Genomic DNA, 18,244 nt, shown 5'->3' on the forward strand with positions numbered 1-18,244 from the left:
TTCCTTATTGACCGCAAACGCTTTGAGGTGATAACAGACAAAGACCTCAGTAAACCGAGATTTGATTCTGCAGCAGCAACCCAGGGGTGTGAAGGTGGCGTAGTGTCGCAGGAATTGCCGGGCTGCGCTCAAGGGTTATTTCTCTTATACTGGCGGCTTTATTTTCAGCGTTAATCCACCGCATGTAAAAGGTAAGTTTCCATGTCTGTACGCACCCGTATTGCCCCTTCACCGACCGGTGACCCCCACGTCGGTACGGCTTATATTGCTTTATTCAATCTGTGTTTTGCCCGCCAGCACCAGGGGCAGTTTATTCTCCGTATCGAGGATACCGACCAGCAGCGTTCTACCGCTGAATCCGAGCAGCAGATTTTTGATTCCCTGCGCTGGCTGGGACTGGAGTGGGATGAGGGGCCGGATGTCGGTGGGGATTTTGGCCCTTATCGCCAGAGTGAACGCAAGGATCTCTATCGCCAGTATGCCGAACAGCTGCTGGCCGATGGCAAGGCTTTCAAATGCTACCGTACCCCCCAGGAGCTGGATGAACTGCGCCGGGAAAGACAGCTGGCCGGTAAGGCCACGGCGCTCAAACCTTCCGATCTCTACTTGCCAGAAGACGAGGTGAAACGACGCGAAGCCGAAGGCGCCCCCTATGTCGTACGCATGCTGGTGCCGGAAGAAGAGGGCGTCTGTGTGATCGAAGATCTTTTGCGCGGCCCCATGGAGCTGGACTGGAGCATGGTGGATGCCCAGATACTGCTGAAATCCGATGGCATGCCCACTTACCATCTTGCCAATGTGGTAGACGACCACCTGATGCAAATCACTCACGTGCTCAGGGGGGAGGAATGGATCAATTCTGCACCCAAGCACCAGCTTTTGTATGAGTACTTGGGTTGGGAGATGCCGGTTCTTTGCCATTTGCCGTTGTTACGCAATCCGGACAAGTCCAAGCTGTCCAAGCGTAAAAACCCCACCTCGATTCGGTATTACCAGCGTATGGGCTATCTGCCAGAAGCGGTGATTAACTATCTGGGTCGCATGGGTTGGTCCATGCCGGACGAGCGGGAAAAATTCAGTCTCGATGAAATGATCGAGCATTTTGATATTCAGCGGGTTTCCCTGGGTGGCCCTGTTTTTGATGTAGAAAAACTGAGCTGGTTGAATGGCCTCTATCTGCGTGACCTGGATGATGAATCCTACCTGCAGCAACTAATGCAGTGGGCCTTCAACAAGGAATATGTCAGCCAGATTATTCCTCAGATCAAGCCGCGCGTGGAGACGCTCTCCGATGTGGCTCCCCTGGCTGCTTATTTTTTCAGTGGACTGCCCAGGATTAGCAAAGAGGATTTTGCCCAGCTGAAAATGCCTGAAGAGGTGGATCTGGTTGAGTTGATGCAGTTTTTGGTCTGGGAAATGGATGCCTTGCGGGAATGGAACAAGGAGCAGCTACTTGAGCGCATCAAATTCTTGAGTGAGGCCTCGGGGCTGAAAATGAAGGTCTATCTGCAACCGGTCTTTTTAGCCATTGCTGGCACGACGACCTCCACTTCGGTGATGGATGCCATGGTGATTCTGGGGCCGGAAATCAGCCGTGCTCGATTGAGATTTGCCTTGGATCTGTTAACCGACGGCGGAGTCTCCAAGAAGCAGGCGAAGAAGCTGGAAAAGAAATACCAGCAGTTGCAACAATAGCAAAAGGTTGTTTTGGATTCGGGGCTGGCAGTTCGCCAGCCCTTTTTTTATGGCGGAAATTTTTTCTAAAAAAACCAAAAAAAAGCTTGACGCTTCAGGGGTCTAGACGTAATATACGCACCGTCTTCCGGACAACGTGGGGCTATAGCTCAGCTGGGAGAGCGCTTGCATGGCATGCAAGAGGTCAGCGGTTCGATCCCGCTTAGCTCCACCACTTCCTTTTCCGAAAGATCTGCGTCCCATTCGTCTAGTGGTCCAGGACACCGCCCTTTCACGGCGGTAACAGGGGTTCGAACCCCCTATGGGACGCCACTTTTCTCTACTTCCCCCAAGAAACTGTCCACATATCCAGAAGTGCTGGAAAGCCCTTGTTTTGATTTGCTATTTCAGCATTTTGATCGTTATTCATTTGTCTTCAGAGCAGCTGTCTCTTTTTACGGATGCGCGTAAGCTATTGATTTCCAAGAGTGCAGCCTGATATCTGGTCAAATAATGATCAATCTGTCTTTGTGGGGATGACTCGCTGGCTGGACACTTTTCCCCAAGCCTTTTCCACGACTTTATCCACAGATAGTGTGGATAAAGCGGCTTAGATATCGTCCAGCAGCAAGTCGTTATTGAGTTTGTATTTGGCGGGGTCTTCAGGGCCGGCCACTTTTTTCCAGCGACTACTGGAGCCGACTTGAACGTCTTCAAGCGCCAGGGGGCGACCAGTGTTCTTGTTGAATACCAGACGAACCTGATCAGGTGTGGCATTGGCAGTCAGGGTTTTAACAAAGCCCAGATCACCATTGGCAAAGCCCACCAGAGAGCCGATCGGGAAGATGCCCTGGTTCTTGATCAGTTGCTGGGTCATGCCCTGGTCCAGCTGGTTGCTCATGCCTAGCAGGCGCTTGAAAGCCAGAGCATGGGGCAGGCCTGCACGATAGCTGCGGCCGTTGGTCATGGCATCAAATACATCAATCACGGCTGCCAGCTTGCCTACAGGGCTCATGGAAATCCCCTTGAGGCGTTCAGGATGACCCGAACCATCCAAGCGCTCGCAATTCTGGGTAGCAACTTGCAGAGCAATATCGGGTGTGCCTGGCTGGCGCGAGAGGATTTCCCGTGTCAGCAGCGAGTGCTTGTGCATGACCTTGGCTTCTTTCTCGGTCAGGTCGCTGGTTTTACCGATAATGCGCTCGGGTATGAGTCCTTTACCTAAGTCATGGCACAAGCCGGCAAAGATGACATTGGTTAGGTATTCTCTGTCACGGGATTTGGGGTTGGCCGTATTGAACATCGTTTGATCGGCCAGAAGGACGGCCACGCTGACGGAATGTTCGAATAGGTACTGCCCGGTACTGCGAACCCGCGTATAAAGAATTAACTCCTGGCGGTTATTTTCCAGTGCATTGAGCAGTTGTCTAGCGGCCTGCCAGGCCATCTTGATCTGAAGCGGCTCCTTATTGCGTAGCTGCGTCACCAGGGTTCTGACTGCCTTGACGGCCAGTTGGTGAACGGCGCGGGCATCCAGATTGCCGGAAACGCCTTCATCTTCAGTGGCTTCTTCTTTATCCTTGCCGTCTTTTTCTTTGCCTTTTTTCTTGCTGTCTTTTTCCTGTTCTGGCGGTTCAAAAAGTTCGGAAGGTGGCGTGTTGCTAGCATTCCCGGAAGCATTGCGGGCATGGTCCCGTTGGAGTTCGGTCACTACAAAAGAAATGCGCTGATCCTTTTTGGGATCCATGTTGACGAACTGGCAACCCAAACTGCTGATCTTCTTTTTTTCATCATAGCCGACATGGCGAACGATGATGCCCAGTTCGATGATTTCACCATTGGGAAAAATGATATGGCAGCAGTCAAACTGGGTGTTTTTTTCCAGGGTTTCCTGAAGATCGTCCTTGACGTCTACCTGACAGCCTTGAGCGGAAAGATCGCGCAAGAGGCCTTCATACTCGTAGCTGGGTTCCTGGGGAATCAGGTTGTCATATTCATCGCGTTTTTCCGGCGGTGTCTTGACCCCAAGGCGCACCTTGATTTCCAGAGTGGTTCTGACTGGCGCCCGGTAAAACTGACGTCTTTGCAAGAAATGCAGATTCTTGGGGAAGGGGATCTTATAGATGGGGGCACCATCTTTAACGGCCCGGCCGGAAGCCTGGACTTCACTGCCGCTGATTTTGCAGCCATCATGAAAGCTGTCAAAACTGAAAGGAACCGCCTTGGCCATCAAATCATCACCCCAGCGCGGGGTGACTTCATCGAGCAAAAAATATCCTTCCTTGTAATTTACAGAGACCACCATGCTGGTATAGCCATCAGCAACCGCATCAAAATTGAGTTTGATGGGCGTATGCTTGTTCTGCAGTCTCTTTAACAAGCGATAGATGCCTTCACGCGAAGAAATATTCTGACCTTCGGGTTTCTTGTCTTTTTCTTCGGCGGATGTCTCTTCGCTTTTGTTGTCCGTCTTGCCCACTAGATGAATCCTAGATTTAGGTTTGATTAATCAAGCTTTGTTTGATAGCTTTTTTTGGCATGAAAAGCAAGTTACAAGGCTTTTCTTTTACCAAAAGAAACAGGATGTTAGTTATTGTTTACACCGCTTTTCCCAGAGCTTGGAGGCGCTTGAGGAGGCTAGAGGTATCCCAGCGGCCGCCGCCTTGAAGCTGCACTTCGGCATAAAACTGGTCCACCAGTGCAGTAACAGGTAATTGTGCGCCCAGATCCCGAGCCTGATCAAGGCAGATTTTCAGATCCTTGCGCATCCAGTCTACTGCAAAGCCATGCTCATACTCGCCTGCAATCATGGTTTTATGACGATTGCTCATTTGCCAGGAACCGGCAGCCCCCTGACTAATCACATCAATGACTTTCTGTTGGTCAAGTCCGGCGAGGTCAGCAAAGTTGAGGCCCTCTGCCAAAGCTTGAACCAGGCCACCAATGCAAATCTGGTTGACCATCTTGGTCATCTGGCCGCTACCGCTGGGCCCCATATGGGTTACCGCCTTGGCAAAGAGGTCCATCAGCGGTTGGGCTCTTTCAAAGGCAGCTGCTTCACCCCCGACCATGACTGTTAACTGGCCGTTTTCAGCACCTTGCTGGCCGCCGGATACAGGGGCATCGAGAAAATCGATTTGTTTGGCATTGCAGGCTTCAGCCATTTCCTGGGCTAGACTGGCGGAAGCTGTCGTATGGTCGACGATCAAGCCGCCAGGCTTGAGGGTAGAAAGAACGCCTTCCTTGCCAGTCACCACTTCACGAACATCTTCATCCTTGCCGACGCAGAGAAATACGATATCGGCATCGGCAGCAGCCTTGGCAGGTGTAAAGGCAAAGCTATGGCCGGGGTTTTGATCGACCCAGGCTTGGGCTTTGCTGGCGGTGCGATTGTAAACACTGACCTGGTGTCCGGCCTGGGCCAGATGATGAGCCATGGGGCCACCCATGACGCCCAGACCAATGAATGCAAGGTTTTTCGCTGCTGTCATGAAAGGCTCCATTTGTCAGGTGAATCTTAGCATTATGCCGTGTGAAGACAGCAAGAACAATTCTGTAGCCGATCATAAAAAAGGCTGCCGAAGCAGCCTTTGAATTCACCTTACTTGGAAGGGTAGTCTCTTTGTGCTTCACCGGTGTAAAGCTGGCGAGGACGGCCAATCTTGTAAGGGTTGCTGATCATTTCGTTCCAGTGAGAAATCCAGCCAATGGTGCGGCTGAGAGCGAAGATCGCGGTAAACATGTTGGTAGGAATACCGATAGCCTTGAGGATTAGGCCGGAATAGAAGTCCACGTTGGGATAGAGTTTGCGTTCCTTGAAGTATTCATCTTCCAGAGCAATCTCTTCCAGGCGCTTGGCGATCTTGAGCTTAGGATCGTCGGCCATGCCCAGTTCAGTCAGTACTTCGTCACAGGTTTTCTTCATGACTTTGGCGCGAGGGTCGAAATTGCGGTAAACGCGGTGACCAAAGCCCATCAGCTTGAAGGGGTCGTTCTTGTCCTTGGCCTTGTCGACAAAGCGCTGAATGTTTTCTTCGGAGTCATCGCCGATTTCATCCAGCATGTTAAGTACAGCTTCGTTAGCGCCGCCGTGTGCAGGGCCCCAGAGTGCTGCGATACCGGAAGCGATGCAGGCGAAGGGGTTGGCGCCGGTGGAGCCAGCCAAACGAACAGTCGAGGTGGAGGCATTCTGTTCGTGGTCAGCATGCAGCATGAAGATGCGGTCCATGGCCTTGGCGAATACTGGGTTGACCTTGTATTCCTCGCAAGGAGTGGCAAACATCATGTGCAGGAAGTTTTCTGAATAGGAGAGGTCGTTGCGTGGATATACAAAAGGTTGACCGATGGAATACTTGTAGCACATGGCTGCAATGGTCGGCATTTTCGCAATCAGGCGATGTGCAGACACTTCACGGTGATAAGCATCGCTGATATCCATGGCTTCATGGTAAAAAGCCGACAGGGCACCAACAACACCACACATCACGGCCATGGGGTGGGCATCACGACGGAAGCCTTTGAAAAACTGGGTCAGTTGTTCGTGCACCATGGTATGGCGACGGATGGTGTTTTCAAATTTGTCACGCTGGGCAGGGGTGGGGAGTTCACCATTCAGCAGCAGGTAGCAGAGTTCCACATAGTCGGAGTTCTCGGCCAGCTGATCAATGGGGTAGCCGCGGTGCAGGAGAATGCCCTTGGCACCATCAATGTAGGTGATTTTGGATTCGCAGGAGGCCGTTGCCATGAAACCTGGATCATAAGTGAAGACACCGTGTGCGCCCAGACCGCGAACGTCGATAACGTCAGGTCCGACCGTGCCCGAAAGGACGGGAAATTCGATGTTCTGCTCAAGACCATCAACGGTCAGTACTGCTTTCTTGTCAGCCATAAGGCCTCCTTATTTATTTTGAGTCTCTCTTGCCCAACTAAAATCTAAGTGGCACCACTATAGAAGGCTTAAAAAACTTGTCAATTACGCTAATTGGCTAGGGTAATCCCCAATTGGGTTGATAGAATGCCCCCGTCCTGCGTAAATGGCAGGTGATTAGATTCGCTTATTTTGATGCAGTGCACAACCTTTGGCTAGATTGCGTAAGCAATTCCGGGTTCCTATAATCAGCGACCTGCACCAGGGGGTGAAGTGCTGCAATTAGTGAGTCTGGTATAGCCTGACTGACAGATGAGCGCTTCCGAAAATAATCGCTTGTTGCCGGGGAAACCCGTGCAAGCACATAAGAGTGTGTAGAGCCGTGAATAGCAAAAGACCTGTAAACCTCGATATATCGACGATAAAACTACCCTTGTCAGCGTGGACATCGATCGTTCACCGGATCTCCGGTGTGATCATGTTCGTTGGCCTTATCTTTATGTTTTGGGCTTTTGACGTCTCCCTGTCCTCACAGGAAGGCTTCGAAAGCGTCAAAGCTGTTCTGCAACAAAACTTCCTCGCCCAGTTTGTGCTGTGGGGTTTGTTGTCTGCCTTGGCGTACCACTGCGTAGCAGGCGTTAAGCACCTGATCATGGATCTGGATATCGGTGTCACTCTGGAGGGAGGACACAAGCTGTCACAGGCTGTGGTCGTCGTTTCCGCTGTTCTAATTCTGCTCGCAGGAGTCTGGGTATGGTAACCAATATTACAAATTTCGGCCGTAGCGGCCTTTCCGATTGGCTCATGCAGCGGGTCACCGCAGTAATCCTGCTGGTATACACCCTGTTTCTGGTGGGCTTTTTCCTGGGTAACTCTGACTTGGATTACCTGACATGGACTGCTCTCTTCCAGGCGACCTGGATGCGTATCTTCAGTCTCCTGGCGCTGGTCTCTCTGGCCGCTCACGCCTGGATCGGTCTCTGGACAGTGTCCACTGACTACCTGAAACCAACCGGTATCCGCCTGGTTTTCCAGGCCGTCGTAGCCCTGGCGTTGTTTGCCTTTGTGGTCTGGGGCGTTCAACTTTTGTGGGGAGTTTAATCCATGTCAGCACTTCGTACTCTTGAATTTGATGCCATCATTGTTGGTGGTGGTGGTTCTGGTCTGCGTGCTGCCCTGCAGCTGGCGCAATCAGGCCGTAAAACAGCCGTAATCTCCAAGGTTTTCCCAACCCGTTCTCACACGGTATCTGCCCAGGGTGGTATTACCTGTGCCATTGCTTCCGATGATCCTAATGATGATTGGCGCTGGCACATGTACGACACCGTTAAGGGTTCTGACTATATCGGTGACCAGGACGCGATCGAATACATGTGTAATGAAGGCCCTAAAGCGGTTTTCGAACTGGAGCACATGGGTCTGCCTTTCTCACGTACTGAACAGGGCCGTATCTACCAGCGTCCTTTCGGTGGTCAGTCCAAGGACTTCGGTAAGGGTGGTCAGGCTGCTCGTACTTGTGCTGCTGCTGACCGTACCGGTCACGCGCTGCTGCACACCCTTTACCAGGGTAACCTGAAAAACAATACGACCTTCCTGAACGAATGGTATGCCGTTGATCTGGTAAAAAATGCCAACAATGATGTGGTCGGCTGTATTGCTGTTTGCATCGAAACCGGTGAAACCGTTTTTGTTAAAGCCAAGGCAACCGTCATGGCAACCGGTGGTGCAGGCCGTATCTACGCTTCCACAACCAACGCCCTGATTAACACTGGTGACGGTATCGGTATGGCACTGCGTGCCGGTTTTGCCATGCAGGATATGGAAATGTGGCAGTTCCACCCAACCGGTATCTGGGGTGCAGGTACGCTGGTGACTGAAGGTTGCCGTGGTGAAGGTGGTTACCTGATCAATAAAGATGGTGAGCGCTTTATGGAGCGTTACGCGCCTAATGCCAAAGACTTGGCGGGTCGTGACGTGGTTGCTCGCTCCATGGTTCTGGAAATTCTGGAAGGTCGTGGTGCTGGCGAGAAGGGTGACCATGTATTCCTGAAGCTGGATCACCTGGGTGAAGAGGTTCTGAACAAGCGTCTGCCTGGTATCCTGGAACTGTCCCGTACCTTTGCACACGTCGATCCTGTTAAAGAACCTATCCCTGTTGTTCCTACCTGTCACTACATGATGGGTGGTATTCCTACCAACATTCACGGTCAGGCAATCACTGTGGATGAGAATGGCAAGGATCAGGTGGTTAACGGTCTTTATGCCTGTGGTGAAGCGGCTTGTGTATCCGTACACGGTGCCAACCGTCTGGGCGGTAACTCACTGCTGGATCTGGTTGTCTTCGGTCGTGCTGCGGGTCAGTACATCGAGCAGGTTCTGGATCAGGGTGTTCAGTACGATGAAGCCTCTGAAGCCGATCTGGAAGCCTCTCTGGCGCGCATGAATCGTTGGAATGAATCTTCTGGTGGTGAATCTGTACCTGCGCTGCGTGCAGAGCTGCAAGAGTGCATGCAGAACTACTTCGGTGTGTTCCGTGAAGGTGAATACATGGAGAAGGGTATTGCCCAGCTGAAGGATCTGCGCGAGCGTATCAACAAGGCGCATCTGGAAGACAAGAGCAATGCTTTCAACACTGCGCGTATTGAAGCTCTGGAGCTGGATAACCTGCTGGAAGTGGCAGAAGCTACCGCTATCTCTGCTTATGAGCGTCGTGAAAGCCGTGGTGCCCACAGCCGCAACGACTACACCGAGCGGGATGATGAGAACTGGCTGAAGCATTCTGTTTACATGCCAAAGACCAAAACTCTCGGTAAGCGCGACGTTAATATGGCTCCCAAGCTGGTCCAGGGTGACCTGCTGAAGCACTTTGAGCCAAAAGTTCGTACTTACTAATCAGAATTCGATGTTGGGAGAGTAAAGATGCTTCAGGTATCTGTATATCGTTACAACCCAGAAACAGACAAAGCGCCTTACATGAAGGACTTTGAAATCGACACCCAGGGCAAAGACCTGATGGTGTTGGATATTCTGCATCTGGTCAAAGAACAAGACAGTGGCATGGCTTACCGTCGTTCCTGCCGTGAGGGTGTTTGTGGCTCTGATGGCATGAACATGAACGGCAAGAATGGTCTGGCCTGTATCACGCCGGTTTCCGAAGTGGCCAAGAACAACAAGCTGGTTCTGCGTCCTCTGCCGGGTCTGCCCGTTATTCGTGACCTGGTGGTTGATATGACGTTGTTCTATCAGCAGTACGAGCGTATTCAGCCGTACCTGATCAATGACACACCAGCCCCAGCCATTGAGCGACTGCAGTCTCCAGAAGAGCGTGACAAGCTGGATGGCCTTTATGAGTGTATTCTCTGCGCCTGCTGTTCCACGTCCTGTCCGTCTTTCTGGTGGAATCCTGACAAGTTTGTCGGTCCTTCCGGCTTGCTGCAGGCGTATCGCTTCCTGATCGACAGCCGTGATACTGCAACGCGTGAGCGTCTGTCCGAACTGGACGATCCGTTCAGTGTTTTCCGTTGCCGCGGAATCATGAACTGTGTTGCGGTTTGTCCTAAGGGTCTTAACCCCACACGTGCTATCGGGCATATCCGCGATATGCTCCTGGCAAACGCCACTTAATCGAGTGGAAAGCCCCCTGAAACAGGGGGCCATGCTTCGAAAGTCGTGGGTAAAACCCCGTACCAGAGCTGTAGTTTTTTGATCAGTCGGGTACAATAGTGATGTTAAAGCCGGTGCGATCCACCGGCTTTGCACTAAATAAAGTAACCATCAGGGGATACGGGTTTTCCCCGTTTGTTCGCCGCGACCAGGGGAACTGAGTTTTAAAAAGTGACTCAGCGGTCGAAGCGAATAAACTCCCCTTCTATGCAGGGTGATAACAGATGCAAGAAGGCAGCATGGAGTTTATGTGGAATACCTCCCATACCTATGGGGGCAATGTCCACTATATCGAAGAACTCTACGAAGAGTATCTTAACGATCCTAACGCCGTACCGGAGCAATGGCGTGAATACTTCAACAAGCTCCCCCGTCCGGAAGGTGCGCCAGCACAAGATCTTCCACTCTCTCCAATCCGCGATCATTTCTCTCAACTCAGCCGTCAGCGCAAATCTTCTGTACCTGGTATCAGTGCCGACAACCTGCATGACAAGAAGCAGGTCAAAGTGCTGCAGTTGATTAATGCTTATCGCTTCCGTGGTCACCAGCAGGCCAATCTGGATCCGCTGGAACTGATGGAACGCAAGCCGGTTGCCGATCTGGATTTGAGCTTTCACCAGTTGAGCAAGGAAGATCTGGACGCCGAATACCAGACAGGTTCGCTTTTTATTGGTAAGGAAAAGACGACCCTGCGTGAAATCCACGAAGCTGTGAAGCAGACTTACTGCTCCACTATCGGTGCTGAATTCATGCACATCGTGGATACTGAAGAAAAGCGCTGGCTACAGCAGCGTTTCGAATCGGTCCGCTCCAAGCCTGACTATAGTCCTGAAGTTCGCAAGCATCTGCTGGAGCGTCTGACCGCAGCTGAAGGCCTGGAAAACTATCTGGCCTCCAAGTACCCAGGTACCAAACGTTTTGGTCTGGAAGGTGGGGAGTCCTATATCCCCATGATGGATGAAATCATTCAGCGTTCCGGTTCCTATGGCATTAAGGAAGTGGTCATTGGCATGGCCCACCGTGGCCGTCTGAACACCCTGGTCAATATCCTGGGTAAAAACCCCTCCGAGCTGTTTGACGAATTTGACGGCAAGAAGATGTTGTCAGATGGCTCCGGTGACGTGAAGTACCACCAGGGCTTCTCATCCAATGTCATGACGTCCGGTGGAGAAGTTCACCTGGCTCTGGCCTTTAACCCGTCTCACCTGGAAATCGTTTCTCCTGTGGTCGAGGGTTCGGTTCGTGCCCGCCAGGATCGCCGTGAAGATGCTCAGGGTGGCAAGGTTCTACCTATCTCCATTCACGGGGATGCGGCCTTTGCTGGTCAGGGTGTGGTCATGGAAACCTTCCAGATGTCCCAAACCCGTGCCTACAAGACGGGCGGTACCATCCATATCGTGATCAACAACCAGGTGGGCTTTACCACCTCCAAGCGTGAAGATACTCGCTCAACCGAATACTGCACCGATGCAGCGAAAATGGTTTCAGCGCCAATTTTCCACGTGAATGGTGATGACCCCGAAGCGGTGCTGCACGCGACCCAGGTGGCTGTTGACTACCGCATGCAGTTTGGCAAGGATGTGGTAATCGATCTGGTTTGTTATCGTCGTCGTGGTCACAACGAAGCGGACGAGCCTTCCGGTACTCAGCCGCTGATGTACAAGAAGATTTCCAAGCATCCCACCACCCGCAAGCTCTACGGTAAAAAGCTGGTGGAAGAAAAGGTGATCACTGCCGAAGAAGACAAGCAGTTGATCAGTGACTACCGCGATGCGCTGGATAATGGTGAGCATGTTGCCAACTCTCTGGTAAAAGAACCCAACAAAGAGTTGTTTGTTGACTGGACTCCTTACCTGGGTCACGAGTGGACCACCAAGTACGACACCAGTGTCGACATGAAGCACCTGCAGGATCTTGCCACGCGCATGTGTGACGTACCTGAAGGTTTCCAGACCCAACGCCAGGTCAACAAGATTTATGAAGACCGCCGCAAGATGCTGGCTGGTGGCATGGCCATCAACTGGGGTTTTGCCGAGATGCTGTCCTACGCCACCCTGGTGGATGCCGGTCATCCAATCCGGATTACCGGTCAGGATGTAGGTCGCGGTACCTTCTCGCATCGTCACGCGGTCTTGCATGACTTCAATGATGGCAAGGTGTATGTGCCTTTGCAGAACATCAAAAAGGACCAGCCTCCTTTTGTTATTCACGACTCCTTCCTTTCGGAAGAAGCAGTTCTTGCTTTTGAATATGGCTACGCAACCACCATGCCCAATGCCCTGGTCATCTGGGAAGCCCAGTTTGGTGACTTCGCCAACGGTGCCCAGGTGGTTATGGACCAGTTCATTTCTTCCGGCGAGACCAAGTGGGGTCGCCTCTGTGGTCTGACCATGTTGCTGCCTCACGGCTACGAAGGTCAGGGCCCTGAGCACTCCTCTGCCCGTCTTGAGCGCTATCTGCAGCTCTGTGCGGAACACAATATTCAAGTCTGTACGCCAACGACACCAGCACAGATTTTCCACTTGCTGCGTCGTCAGGTTCTGCGTCCCCTGCGTAAGCCTCTGGTGGTGATGTCACCCAAGAGTCTGCTGCGCCACAAGGATGCCACCTCCTCGCTGGAAGATCTGGCCAATGGCTCCTTCCTGCCGGTGATTGGTGATCAGGCCAAGCTGGATCCCAAGAAGGTTAAGCGTGCGGTTCTCTGTGGTGGCAAGGTCTACTATGATCTGGCAGCCAAGCGTGCCCAGCTGGAACTGGAAGATACAGCGATTATCCGAATTGAGCAGCTTTATCCCTTCCCTGAAGAAAGCCTGGAAGCAGAGCTGGCTCAATACAGCAACCTCGAGCAGGCTGTTTGGTGTCAGGAAGAACCCCAGAATCAGGGGGCCTGGTATTCCAGTCAGCACCATATGCGCAATGTTCTGGGCAAGATCAAACCAGAACTGGCCAATGGTCTTAAGTTTGCGGGTCGTCCTGCATCTGCTGCGCCTGCTTGTGGTTATGCAAGTGTTCACGTTGAGCAGCAAAACAAACTGGTTCAAGATGCCTTGCAGGCTTGATTCAGTCAAAAATCACTAATTCGCCCGGCTAACTGGCCGGGCAAATGAACAAGTTAGGATAGGGTATAACATGGCTACCGAGATTAAAGCTCCAACTTTTCCAGAATCAGTTGCAGAGGGTACAGTGGCAACCTGGCACAAACAGCCTGGTGAAGCCGTAGAAAGGGATGAAATCCTGGTTGATATCGAAACCGACAAGGTGGTTTTGGAAGTTCCCGCTTCAGCCGATGGCGTTCTGGAAGAAATTCTGGCCAACGAAGGCGACACCGTTGAATCCGAACAACTGCTGGGCAAAATCAAGGAAGGCGCTGCCCCTGCAGCCAAGCCTGCCGAAGACAAGCCGGCAGAGTCTTCCTCTGAAGAAGCAGCTCCTGCTGCTGCCTCAGCTTCCGGTGACGATAAGGTTTCTCCAGCGGCCCGCAAACTGGCCAATGAAAAGGGTGTTGATCTGTCCTCAGTCACTGGCAGTGGCAAGGGCGGTCTGATCACCAAGGAAGATGTACAAAAAGCGACTGCCGGTGGTGGTAGCAAGCCTGCTCCAGCCGCACCTCAGGTTGAAGTGGCTGCTGGTGAAAAAGTTGAAAAACGCGTTCCCATGAGCCGCATGCGTCAGACCATTGCCAAGCGTCTGGTTGAAGCCCAGCAGACAGCGGCCATGCTGACCACTTACAACGAAGTGGACATGAAACCGGTCATGGAGCTGCGCAAGAAATACAAAGATCAGTTCGAGAAGCGTCACGATGGCGTGCGTCTTGGCTTTATGTCCTTCTTCGTCAAGGCTGCTACCGAAGCACTGAAGCGCTTCCCTGATGTGAATGCTTCCATCGACGGTACCGATATCGTGTATCATGGCTACCAGGACATCGGTGTGGCTGTTTCTACCAGTCGTGGCCTGATGGTTCCCGTGCTGCGTGATTGCGACAGCATGAACCTGGCTGATATCGAAGGGACCATTGCTGATTTCGGTAAGCGTGGCCGCGAAGGCAAGATTGGTATTGAAGACCTGCAGGGCGGTACCTTTACCATCACCAATGGCGGTGTTTTCGGCTCCCTGATGTCCACACCCATCCTGAATCCACCACAAACTGCGATTCTGGGTATGCACAAGATTCAGGAGCGTCCTATGGCCGTCAATGGTCAGGTTGAGATTCGCCCCATGATGTATCTGGCCCTGTCCTATGATCACCGGATGATTGACGGAAAGGATGCAGTACAGTTCCTCGTTACCATCAAGGAACTGCTTGAAGATCCTGCACGTATTCTGCTGGATGTATAATCCGGCAGTAACCGAAATCTCCTGACACCCTTAAGACAGGAAAATTGATATGTCTGATAAATATGATGTAGTGGTAATCGGTTCAGGTCCTGGCGGCTATGTAGCAGCAATTCGTGCCGCTCAACTGGGACTGAAAACTGCTTGTGTGGAAAAGTGGGTCAGCAAGGAAGGTAAGCCTGTACTGGGCGGTACCTGCCTGAATGTTGGCTGTATTCCTTCCAAAGTACTGCTGGAAGCTTCGCACAAGTTCCACGAAGCCCAGCACGACTTTGCCGATCTGGGTATTGAAGTCAAAGACGTCAAGATGGACGTCAAAAAAATGGTCGGCCGCAAGGACAAGATCGTTACTCAGCTGACCGGTGGTATCGGCATGCTGTTCAAGGCCAACGGTGTCACCTCCATCGAAGGCAAGGGCAAGCTGCTGTCCGGCAAGAAAGTTGAAGTGACCGGAAATGATGGCAAAACCCAGACTCTGGAAGCTGAAAACGTTATTATCGCTTCCGGTTCTGTACCGGTTGATATTCCTTCTGCACCCCTGACCGACGATATTATTGTTGATTCCACCGGTGCTCTGTCCATGACCGAAACACCCAAGCGTATGGGTGTAATCGGTGGCGGCGTTATCGGTCTGGAGCTGGGCTCCGTCTGGAAGCGTCTGGGTGCTGAGGTTACCGTATTTGAAGCCATGGAAAGCTTTCTGGCTGCTGCTGATCAGCAGGTTGCCAAGGAAGTTAAGAAATCCATGGTCAAGCAGGGCCTGGAAATCGAACTGGGTGCTCGCGTTACTTCCACCGAAGTAAAAGGCAAGGAAGTCGAAGTGACTTATACCGATGCCAAGGGTGAGCACAAGAAGACTTTTGACAAGCTGGTCGTTTGTGTTGGTCGCAAGCCTTACACTGATGGTGTACTGGCCGATGATTCCGGTGTTTCTCTGGATGAGCGCGGTTTCATTTTTGTCGATGACCAGTGCCGCACCGAAGTTCCCGGCGTTTATGCGATCGGTGACGTGGTGCGCGGTCCTATGCTGGCCCACAAGTCTTCCGAAGAAGGTATCATGGTTGCCGATATCATTGCCGGTCACAAACCGGAAATGAACTACGACGCCATTCCTAATGTGATCTACACCTTCCCGGAAGTAGCCTGGGTAGGTAAAACCGAAGAAGAACTCAAAGCTTCAGGCACGCCTTTCAAAGCGGGTGTCTTCCCCTTCTCTGCGATTGGTCGCGCTATGGCGAACAACTGCACTGAAGGCATGGTCAAGATTCTGGCTCACGAAGAAACAGATCGTGTTCTGGGTATGCACATCTTTGGTCAGAATGCCGGTGAAATGATTCATAACGGCGTAATTGCAATGGAATTCGGTTCTTCTGCCGAAGACCTGGCTCTGACCTGCTTTGCGCACCCAACACTGTCTGAAGCAGTACACGAAGCAGCTTTGGCCGTGGATGGTCACGCCATTCACATGGCCAACAAGAAAAAGCGTAAATAAATCGGATTGCGCTTCTAGGTGGGTTGGCTGAACCGGCTGACCCACGGGGGATAGCCAGCTTCCAGCGGTTACAGCTACTGGAAGCTGGCTATTATCAAAGTAAGTAACAGACAAAAGACGGCATAGTACTTATGAACCTGCACGAATATCAGGGAAAAAAACTTTTCGCCGATTACGGTCTGCCTGTTTCCACCGGTTTTGCAGTTGACACTCCGGCAGAAGCAGCAGAAGCCTGTAAAAAAATCGGTGGTAACAAGTGGGTTGTTAAAGCCCAGGTCCACGCTGGTGGTCGCGGTAAGGCCGGTGGTGTAACCCTGGTCGACAGCGCTGATGAAGCTAAGGCCTTCGCTGAAAAATGGCTGGGTAAGAACCTGGTTACCTACCAGACTGACAAGAATGGTCAGCCTGTTAGCAAGATTCTCGTAGAAAGCTGCACTGATATTGCCCAGGAACTCTATCTGGGTGCCGTACTCGATCGTGCCAGCCGCCGTATTGTATTCATGGCTTCCACCGAAGGCGGTGTAGAAATCGAGAAGGTTGCTGAAGAAACGCCTGAAAAAATTCTGAAGGCAACCATTGATCCTCTGGTCGGTGCTCAGCCCTATCAAGCTCGTGAAATCGGTTTCAAGCTGGGTCTGAACCCTAACCAGATCAAGCAGTTCACCAAGATCTTCCTGGGTCTGGCCAAACTGTTCCAAGAAAAAGATCTGGCACTGCTGGAAATCAACCCGCTGGTTATCACTGATGAAGATAACCTCCACTGCCTGGATGCTAAAGTCGTTATCGATTCCAACGCACTTTACCGTCACAAGGATCTGCAGGAAATGCGCGATCCTTCCCAGGAAGACGAGCGTGAAGCCAACGCAGCCAAGTGGGAACTCAACTATGTTGCTCTGGATGGCAACATCGGTTGTATGGTTAACGGTGCAGGTCTGGCCATGGGTACCATGGACATCATCAAACTGCACGACGGCCAGCCAGCCAACTTCCTCGACGTAGGTGGCGGTGCTACCAAAGAGCGCGTTGCTGAAGCTTTCAAAATCATTCTGTCTGACAGCAATGTTCAGGCCGTACTGGTTAACATCTTCGGCGGTATCGTACGTTGTGACATGATTGCCGAAGGTATCATCGGTGCCGTTGAACAGGTCGGTGTCAAGGTACCTGTTGTTGTCCGCCTGGAAGGTAACAATGCAGAACTGGGCTCCAAGAAACTGGCTGAAAGCGGCTTGAACATTATCGCTGCGACCAGTCTGACTGATGCAGCTCAGCAAGTTGTAAAAGCGGCGGAGGGCAAGTAATGAGCGTATTGATTAATAAAGACACCAAGGTCATCTGCCAGGGCTTTACTGGTGGTCAGGGTACTTTCCACTCTGAACAGGCCATTGCTTACGGCACCAAGATGGTTGGTGGTGTAACTCCAGGCAAGGGTGGTACAACTCACCTGGGCCTGCCTGTATTCAACACGGTGAAAGAAGCTGTTGAAGCCACAGGTGCAGAAGCCTCTGTTATTTATGTTCCTGCTCCCTTCTGTAAGGATTCCATCCTGGAAGCTGCGAACGCTGGCATCAAGCTGATCGTGACCATCACTGAAGGTATTCCTACCCTGGATATGCTGGATGCCAAGGTCAAGTGCGATGAGCTGGGTGTAACCCTGATTGGTCCTAACTGCCCAGGTGTTATCACTCCAGGTGAATGTAAGATCGGCATCATGCCCGGCCACATTCACAAGCCAGGTAAAGTTGGTATCGTATCCCGTTCCGGTACTCTGACTTATGAAGCCGTTAAGCAGACGACTGATCACGGTTTCGGCCAGTCTACCTGTGTTGGTATCGGTGGTGACCCCATCCCCGGTTCCAGCTTCATCGACGTTCTGAAGCTCTTCCAAGAAGATCCTCAGACTGAAGCGATCGTGATGATTGGTGAAATCGGTGGCTCTGCTGAAGAAGAAGCGGCTGCTTACATCAAGCAAAACGTAACCAAGCCTGTTGTTTCTTACATTGCTGGTGTTACTGCACCTGCTGGTAAGCGCATGGGCCACGCCGGCGCTATTATCGCTGGTGGTAAGGGTACTGCTGACGAGAAGTTTGCTGCTCTGGAAGACGCTGGTGTTAAAACCGTGCGTTCTCTGGCAGAGATCGGCAATGCTCTGAAAGAAAAAGCTGGCTGGTAAAAGCCGACTTTTTCCGACAACCGCCTGTTCCCTGGGACAGGCGGTT

At 51.9% G+C, this 18,244-nt stretch carries 13 protein-coding genes and 2 tRNA genes; 12 read left to right on the forward strand and 3 right to left on the reverse strand.

Going from position 1 to position 18,244, the window contains the following annotated elements:
- Positions 1 to 201: 201 nt before the first annotated feature.
- From gltX to DFK18_RS00925, 3 genes are all read left to right on the forward strand, one after another.
- Positions 202 to 1,695 (forward strand): glutamate--tRNA ligase, encoded by a 1,494-nt coding sequence (gene gltX / locus DFK18_RS00915; RefSeq protein ID WP_114416322.1) that lies wholly within the window; start codon positions 202 to 204, stop codon positions 1,693 to 1,695.
- A 138-nt stretch (positions 1,696 to 1,833) separates the two neighbouring features.
- A tRNA-Ala gene (locus DFK18_RS00920) sits at positions 1,834 to 1,909 on the forward strand.
- Between the two features lie 22 nt (positions 1,910 to 1,931).
- Positions 1,932 to 2,007: transfer RNA gene (locus tag DFK18_RS00925), tRNA-Glu, on the forward strand.
- 277 nt (positions 2,008 to 2,284) lie between these two features.
- Here the strand turns inward: DFK18_RS00925 and DFK18_RS00930 are convergent.
- The 3 genes from DFK18_RS00930 to gltA all read right to left on the reverse strand — a co-directional run bounded on the left by DFK18_RS00930 (position 2,285) and on the right by gltA (position 6,562).
- Complete coding sequence (locus DFK18_RS00930) at positions 2,285 to 4,153, reverse strand: HD domain-containing phosphohydrolase (protein WP_114416323.1); 1,869 nt, start codon at positions 4,151 to 4,153, stop codon at positions 2,285 to 2,287.
- A 118-nt stretch (positions 4,154 to 4,271) separates the two neighbouring features.
- Positions 4,272 to 5,165: an NAD(P)-dependent oxidoreductase gene (locus DFK18_RS00935; protein ID WP_114416324.1), complete on the reverse strand. Its 894-nt coding sequence runs from the start codon at positions 5,163 to 5,165 to the stop codon at positions 4,272 to 4,274.
- Between the two features lie 110 nt (positions 5,166 to 5,275).
- Complete coding sequence (gltA, locus tag DFK18_RS00940; RefSeq protein ID WP_114416325.1) at positions 5,276 to 6,562, reverse strand: citrate synthase; 1,287 nt, start codon at positions 6,560 to 6,562, stop codon at positions 5,276 to 5,278.
- A gap of 361 nt (positions 6,563 to 6,923) precedes the next feature.
- On the opposite strand from gltA, the gene sdhC reads away from it, so the two are divergent.
- The 9 genes from sdhC (at position 6,924) to sucD (ending at position 18,198) form a co-directional block, all read left to right on the forward strand.
- Positions 6,924 to 7,301, forward strand: a complete 378-nt coding sequence (gene sdhC, locus DFK18_RS00945; RefSeq protein ID WP_218563866.1) for a succinate dehydrogenase, cytochrome b556 subunit — start codon at positions 6,924 to 6,926, stop codon at positions 7,299 to 7,301.
- Positions 7,295 to 7,642: a succinate dehydrogenase, hydrophobic membrane anchor protein gene (sdhD, locus tag DFK18_RS00950; protein WP_114416327.1), complete on the forward strand. Its 348-nt coding sequence runs from the start codon at positions 7,295 to 7,297 to the stop codon at positions 7,640 to 7,642. The genes sdhC and sdhD overlap by 7 nt, the downstream gene beginning before the upstream one ends.
- Positions 7,643 to 7,645: 3 nt before the next feature.
- Positions 7,646 to 9,433 (forward strand): succinate dehydrogenase flavoprotein subunit, encoded by a 1,788-nt coding sequence (sdhA, locus tag DFK18_RS00955; RefSeq protein ID WP_114416328.1) that lies wholly within the window; start codon positions 7,646 to 7,648, stop codon positions 9,431 to 9,433.
- A 27-nt stretch (positions 9,434 to 9,460) separates the two neighbouring features.
- Entirely contained in the window at positions 9,461 to 10,165 is a 705-nt protein-coding gene (locus tag DFK18_RS00960; RefSeq protein WP_114416329.1) for a succinate dehydrogenase iron-sulfur subunit, read from the forward strand.
- Between the two features lie 263 nt (positions 10,166 to 10,428).
- A complete protein-coding gene (locus tag DFK18_RS00965; protein WP_114416330.1) occupies positions 10,429 to 13,263 on the forward strand; it encodes a 2-oxoglutarate dehydrogenase E1 component in 2,835 nt (944 codons plus the stop codon).
- A 70-nt stretch (positions 13,264 to 13,333) separates the two neighbouring features.
- A complete protein-coding gene (odhB, locus tag DFK18_RS00970) occupies positions 13,334 to 14,539 on the forward strand; it encodes a 2-oxoglutarate dehydrogenase complex dihydrolipoyllysine-residue succinyltransferase (protein WP_114416331.1) in 1,206 nt (401 codons plus the stop codon).
- Between the two features lie 49 nt (positions 14,540 to 14,588).
- Entirely contained in the window at positions 14,589 to 16,028 is a 1,440-nt protein-coding gene (lpdA, locus tag DFK18_RS00975) for a dihydrolipoyl dehydrogenase (protein ID WP_114416332.1), read from the forward strand.
- Positions 16,029 to 16,159: 131 nt separating this feature from the next.
- Entirely contained in the window at positions 16,160 to 17,326 is a 1,167-nt protein-coding gene (sucC, locus tag DFK18_RS00980; RefSeq protein WP_114416333.1) for an ADP-forming succinate--CoA ligase subunit beta, read from the forward strand.
- Complete coding sequence (gene sucD / locus DFK18_RS00985) at positions 17,326 to 18,198, forward strand: succinate--CoA ligase subunit alpha (protein WP_114416334.1); 873 nt, start codon at positions 17,326 to 17,328, stop codon at positions 18,196 to 18,198. Before sucC ends, sucD begins: the two co-directional genes overlap by 1 nt.
- The last annotated feature ends 46 nt before the right edge of the window (positions 18,199 to 18,244 follow it).

The sequence above is a fragment of the Marinospirillum perlucidum genome, assembly GCF_003336805.1.
Classification (GTDB): Bacteria; Pseudomonadota; Gammaproteobacteria; order Pseudomonadales; family Halomonadaceae; genus Marinospirillum; species Marinospirillum perlucidum.

Excerpts from the sequence above, each read along its gene's own strand:
- gltX (WP_114416322.1), top strand. The coding sequence starts at position 202 with ATGTCTGTACGCACCCGTATTGCCCCTTCACCGACCGGTGACCCCCAC.
- DFK18_RS00935 (WP_114416324.1), bottom strand. The coding sequence starts at position 5,165 with ATGACAGCAGCGAAAAACCTTGCATTCATTGGTCTGGGCGTCATGGGT.
- gltA (WP_114416325.1), bottom strand. The coding sequence starts at position 6,562 with ATGGCTGACAAGAAAGCAGTACTGACCGTTGATGGTCTTGAGCAGAAC.
- sdhD (WP_114416327.1), top strand. The coding sequence starts at position 7,295 with ATGGTAACCAATATTACAAATTTCGGCCGTAGCGGCCTTTCCGATTGG.
- sdhA (WP_114416328.1), top strand. The coding sequence starts at position 7,646 with ATGTCAGCACTTCGTACTCTTGAATTTGATGCCATCATTGTTGGTGGT.
- DFK18_RS00960 (WP_114416329.1), top strand. The coding sequence starts at position 9,461 with ATGCTTCAGGTATCTGTATATCGTTACAACCCAGAAACAGACAAAGCG.
- DFK18_RS00965 (WP_114416330.1), top strand. The coding sequence starts at position 10,429 with ATGCAAGAAGGCAGCATGGAGTTTATGTGGAATACCTCCCATACCTAT.
- odhB (WP_114416331.1), top strand. The coding sequence starts at position 13,334 with ATGGCTACCGAGATTAAAGCTCCAACTTTTCCAGAATCAGTTGCAGAG.
- lpdA (WP_114416332.1), top strand. The coding sequence starts at position 14,589 with ATGTCTGATAAATATGATGTAGTGGTAATCGGTTCAGGTCCTGGCGGC.
- sucC (WP_114416333.1), top strand. The coding sequence starts at position 16,160 with ATGAACCTGCACGAATATCAGGGAAAAAAACTTTTCGCCGATTACGGT.
- sucD (WP_114416334.1), top strand. The coding sequence starts at position 17,326 with ATGAGCGTATTGATTAATAAAGACACCAAGGTCATCTGCCAGGGCTTT.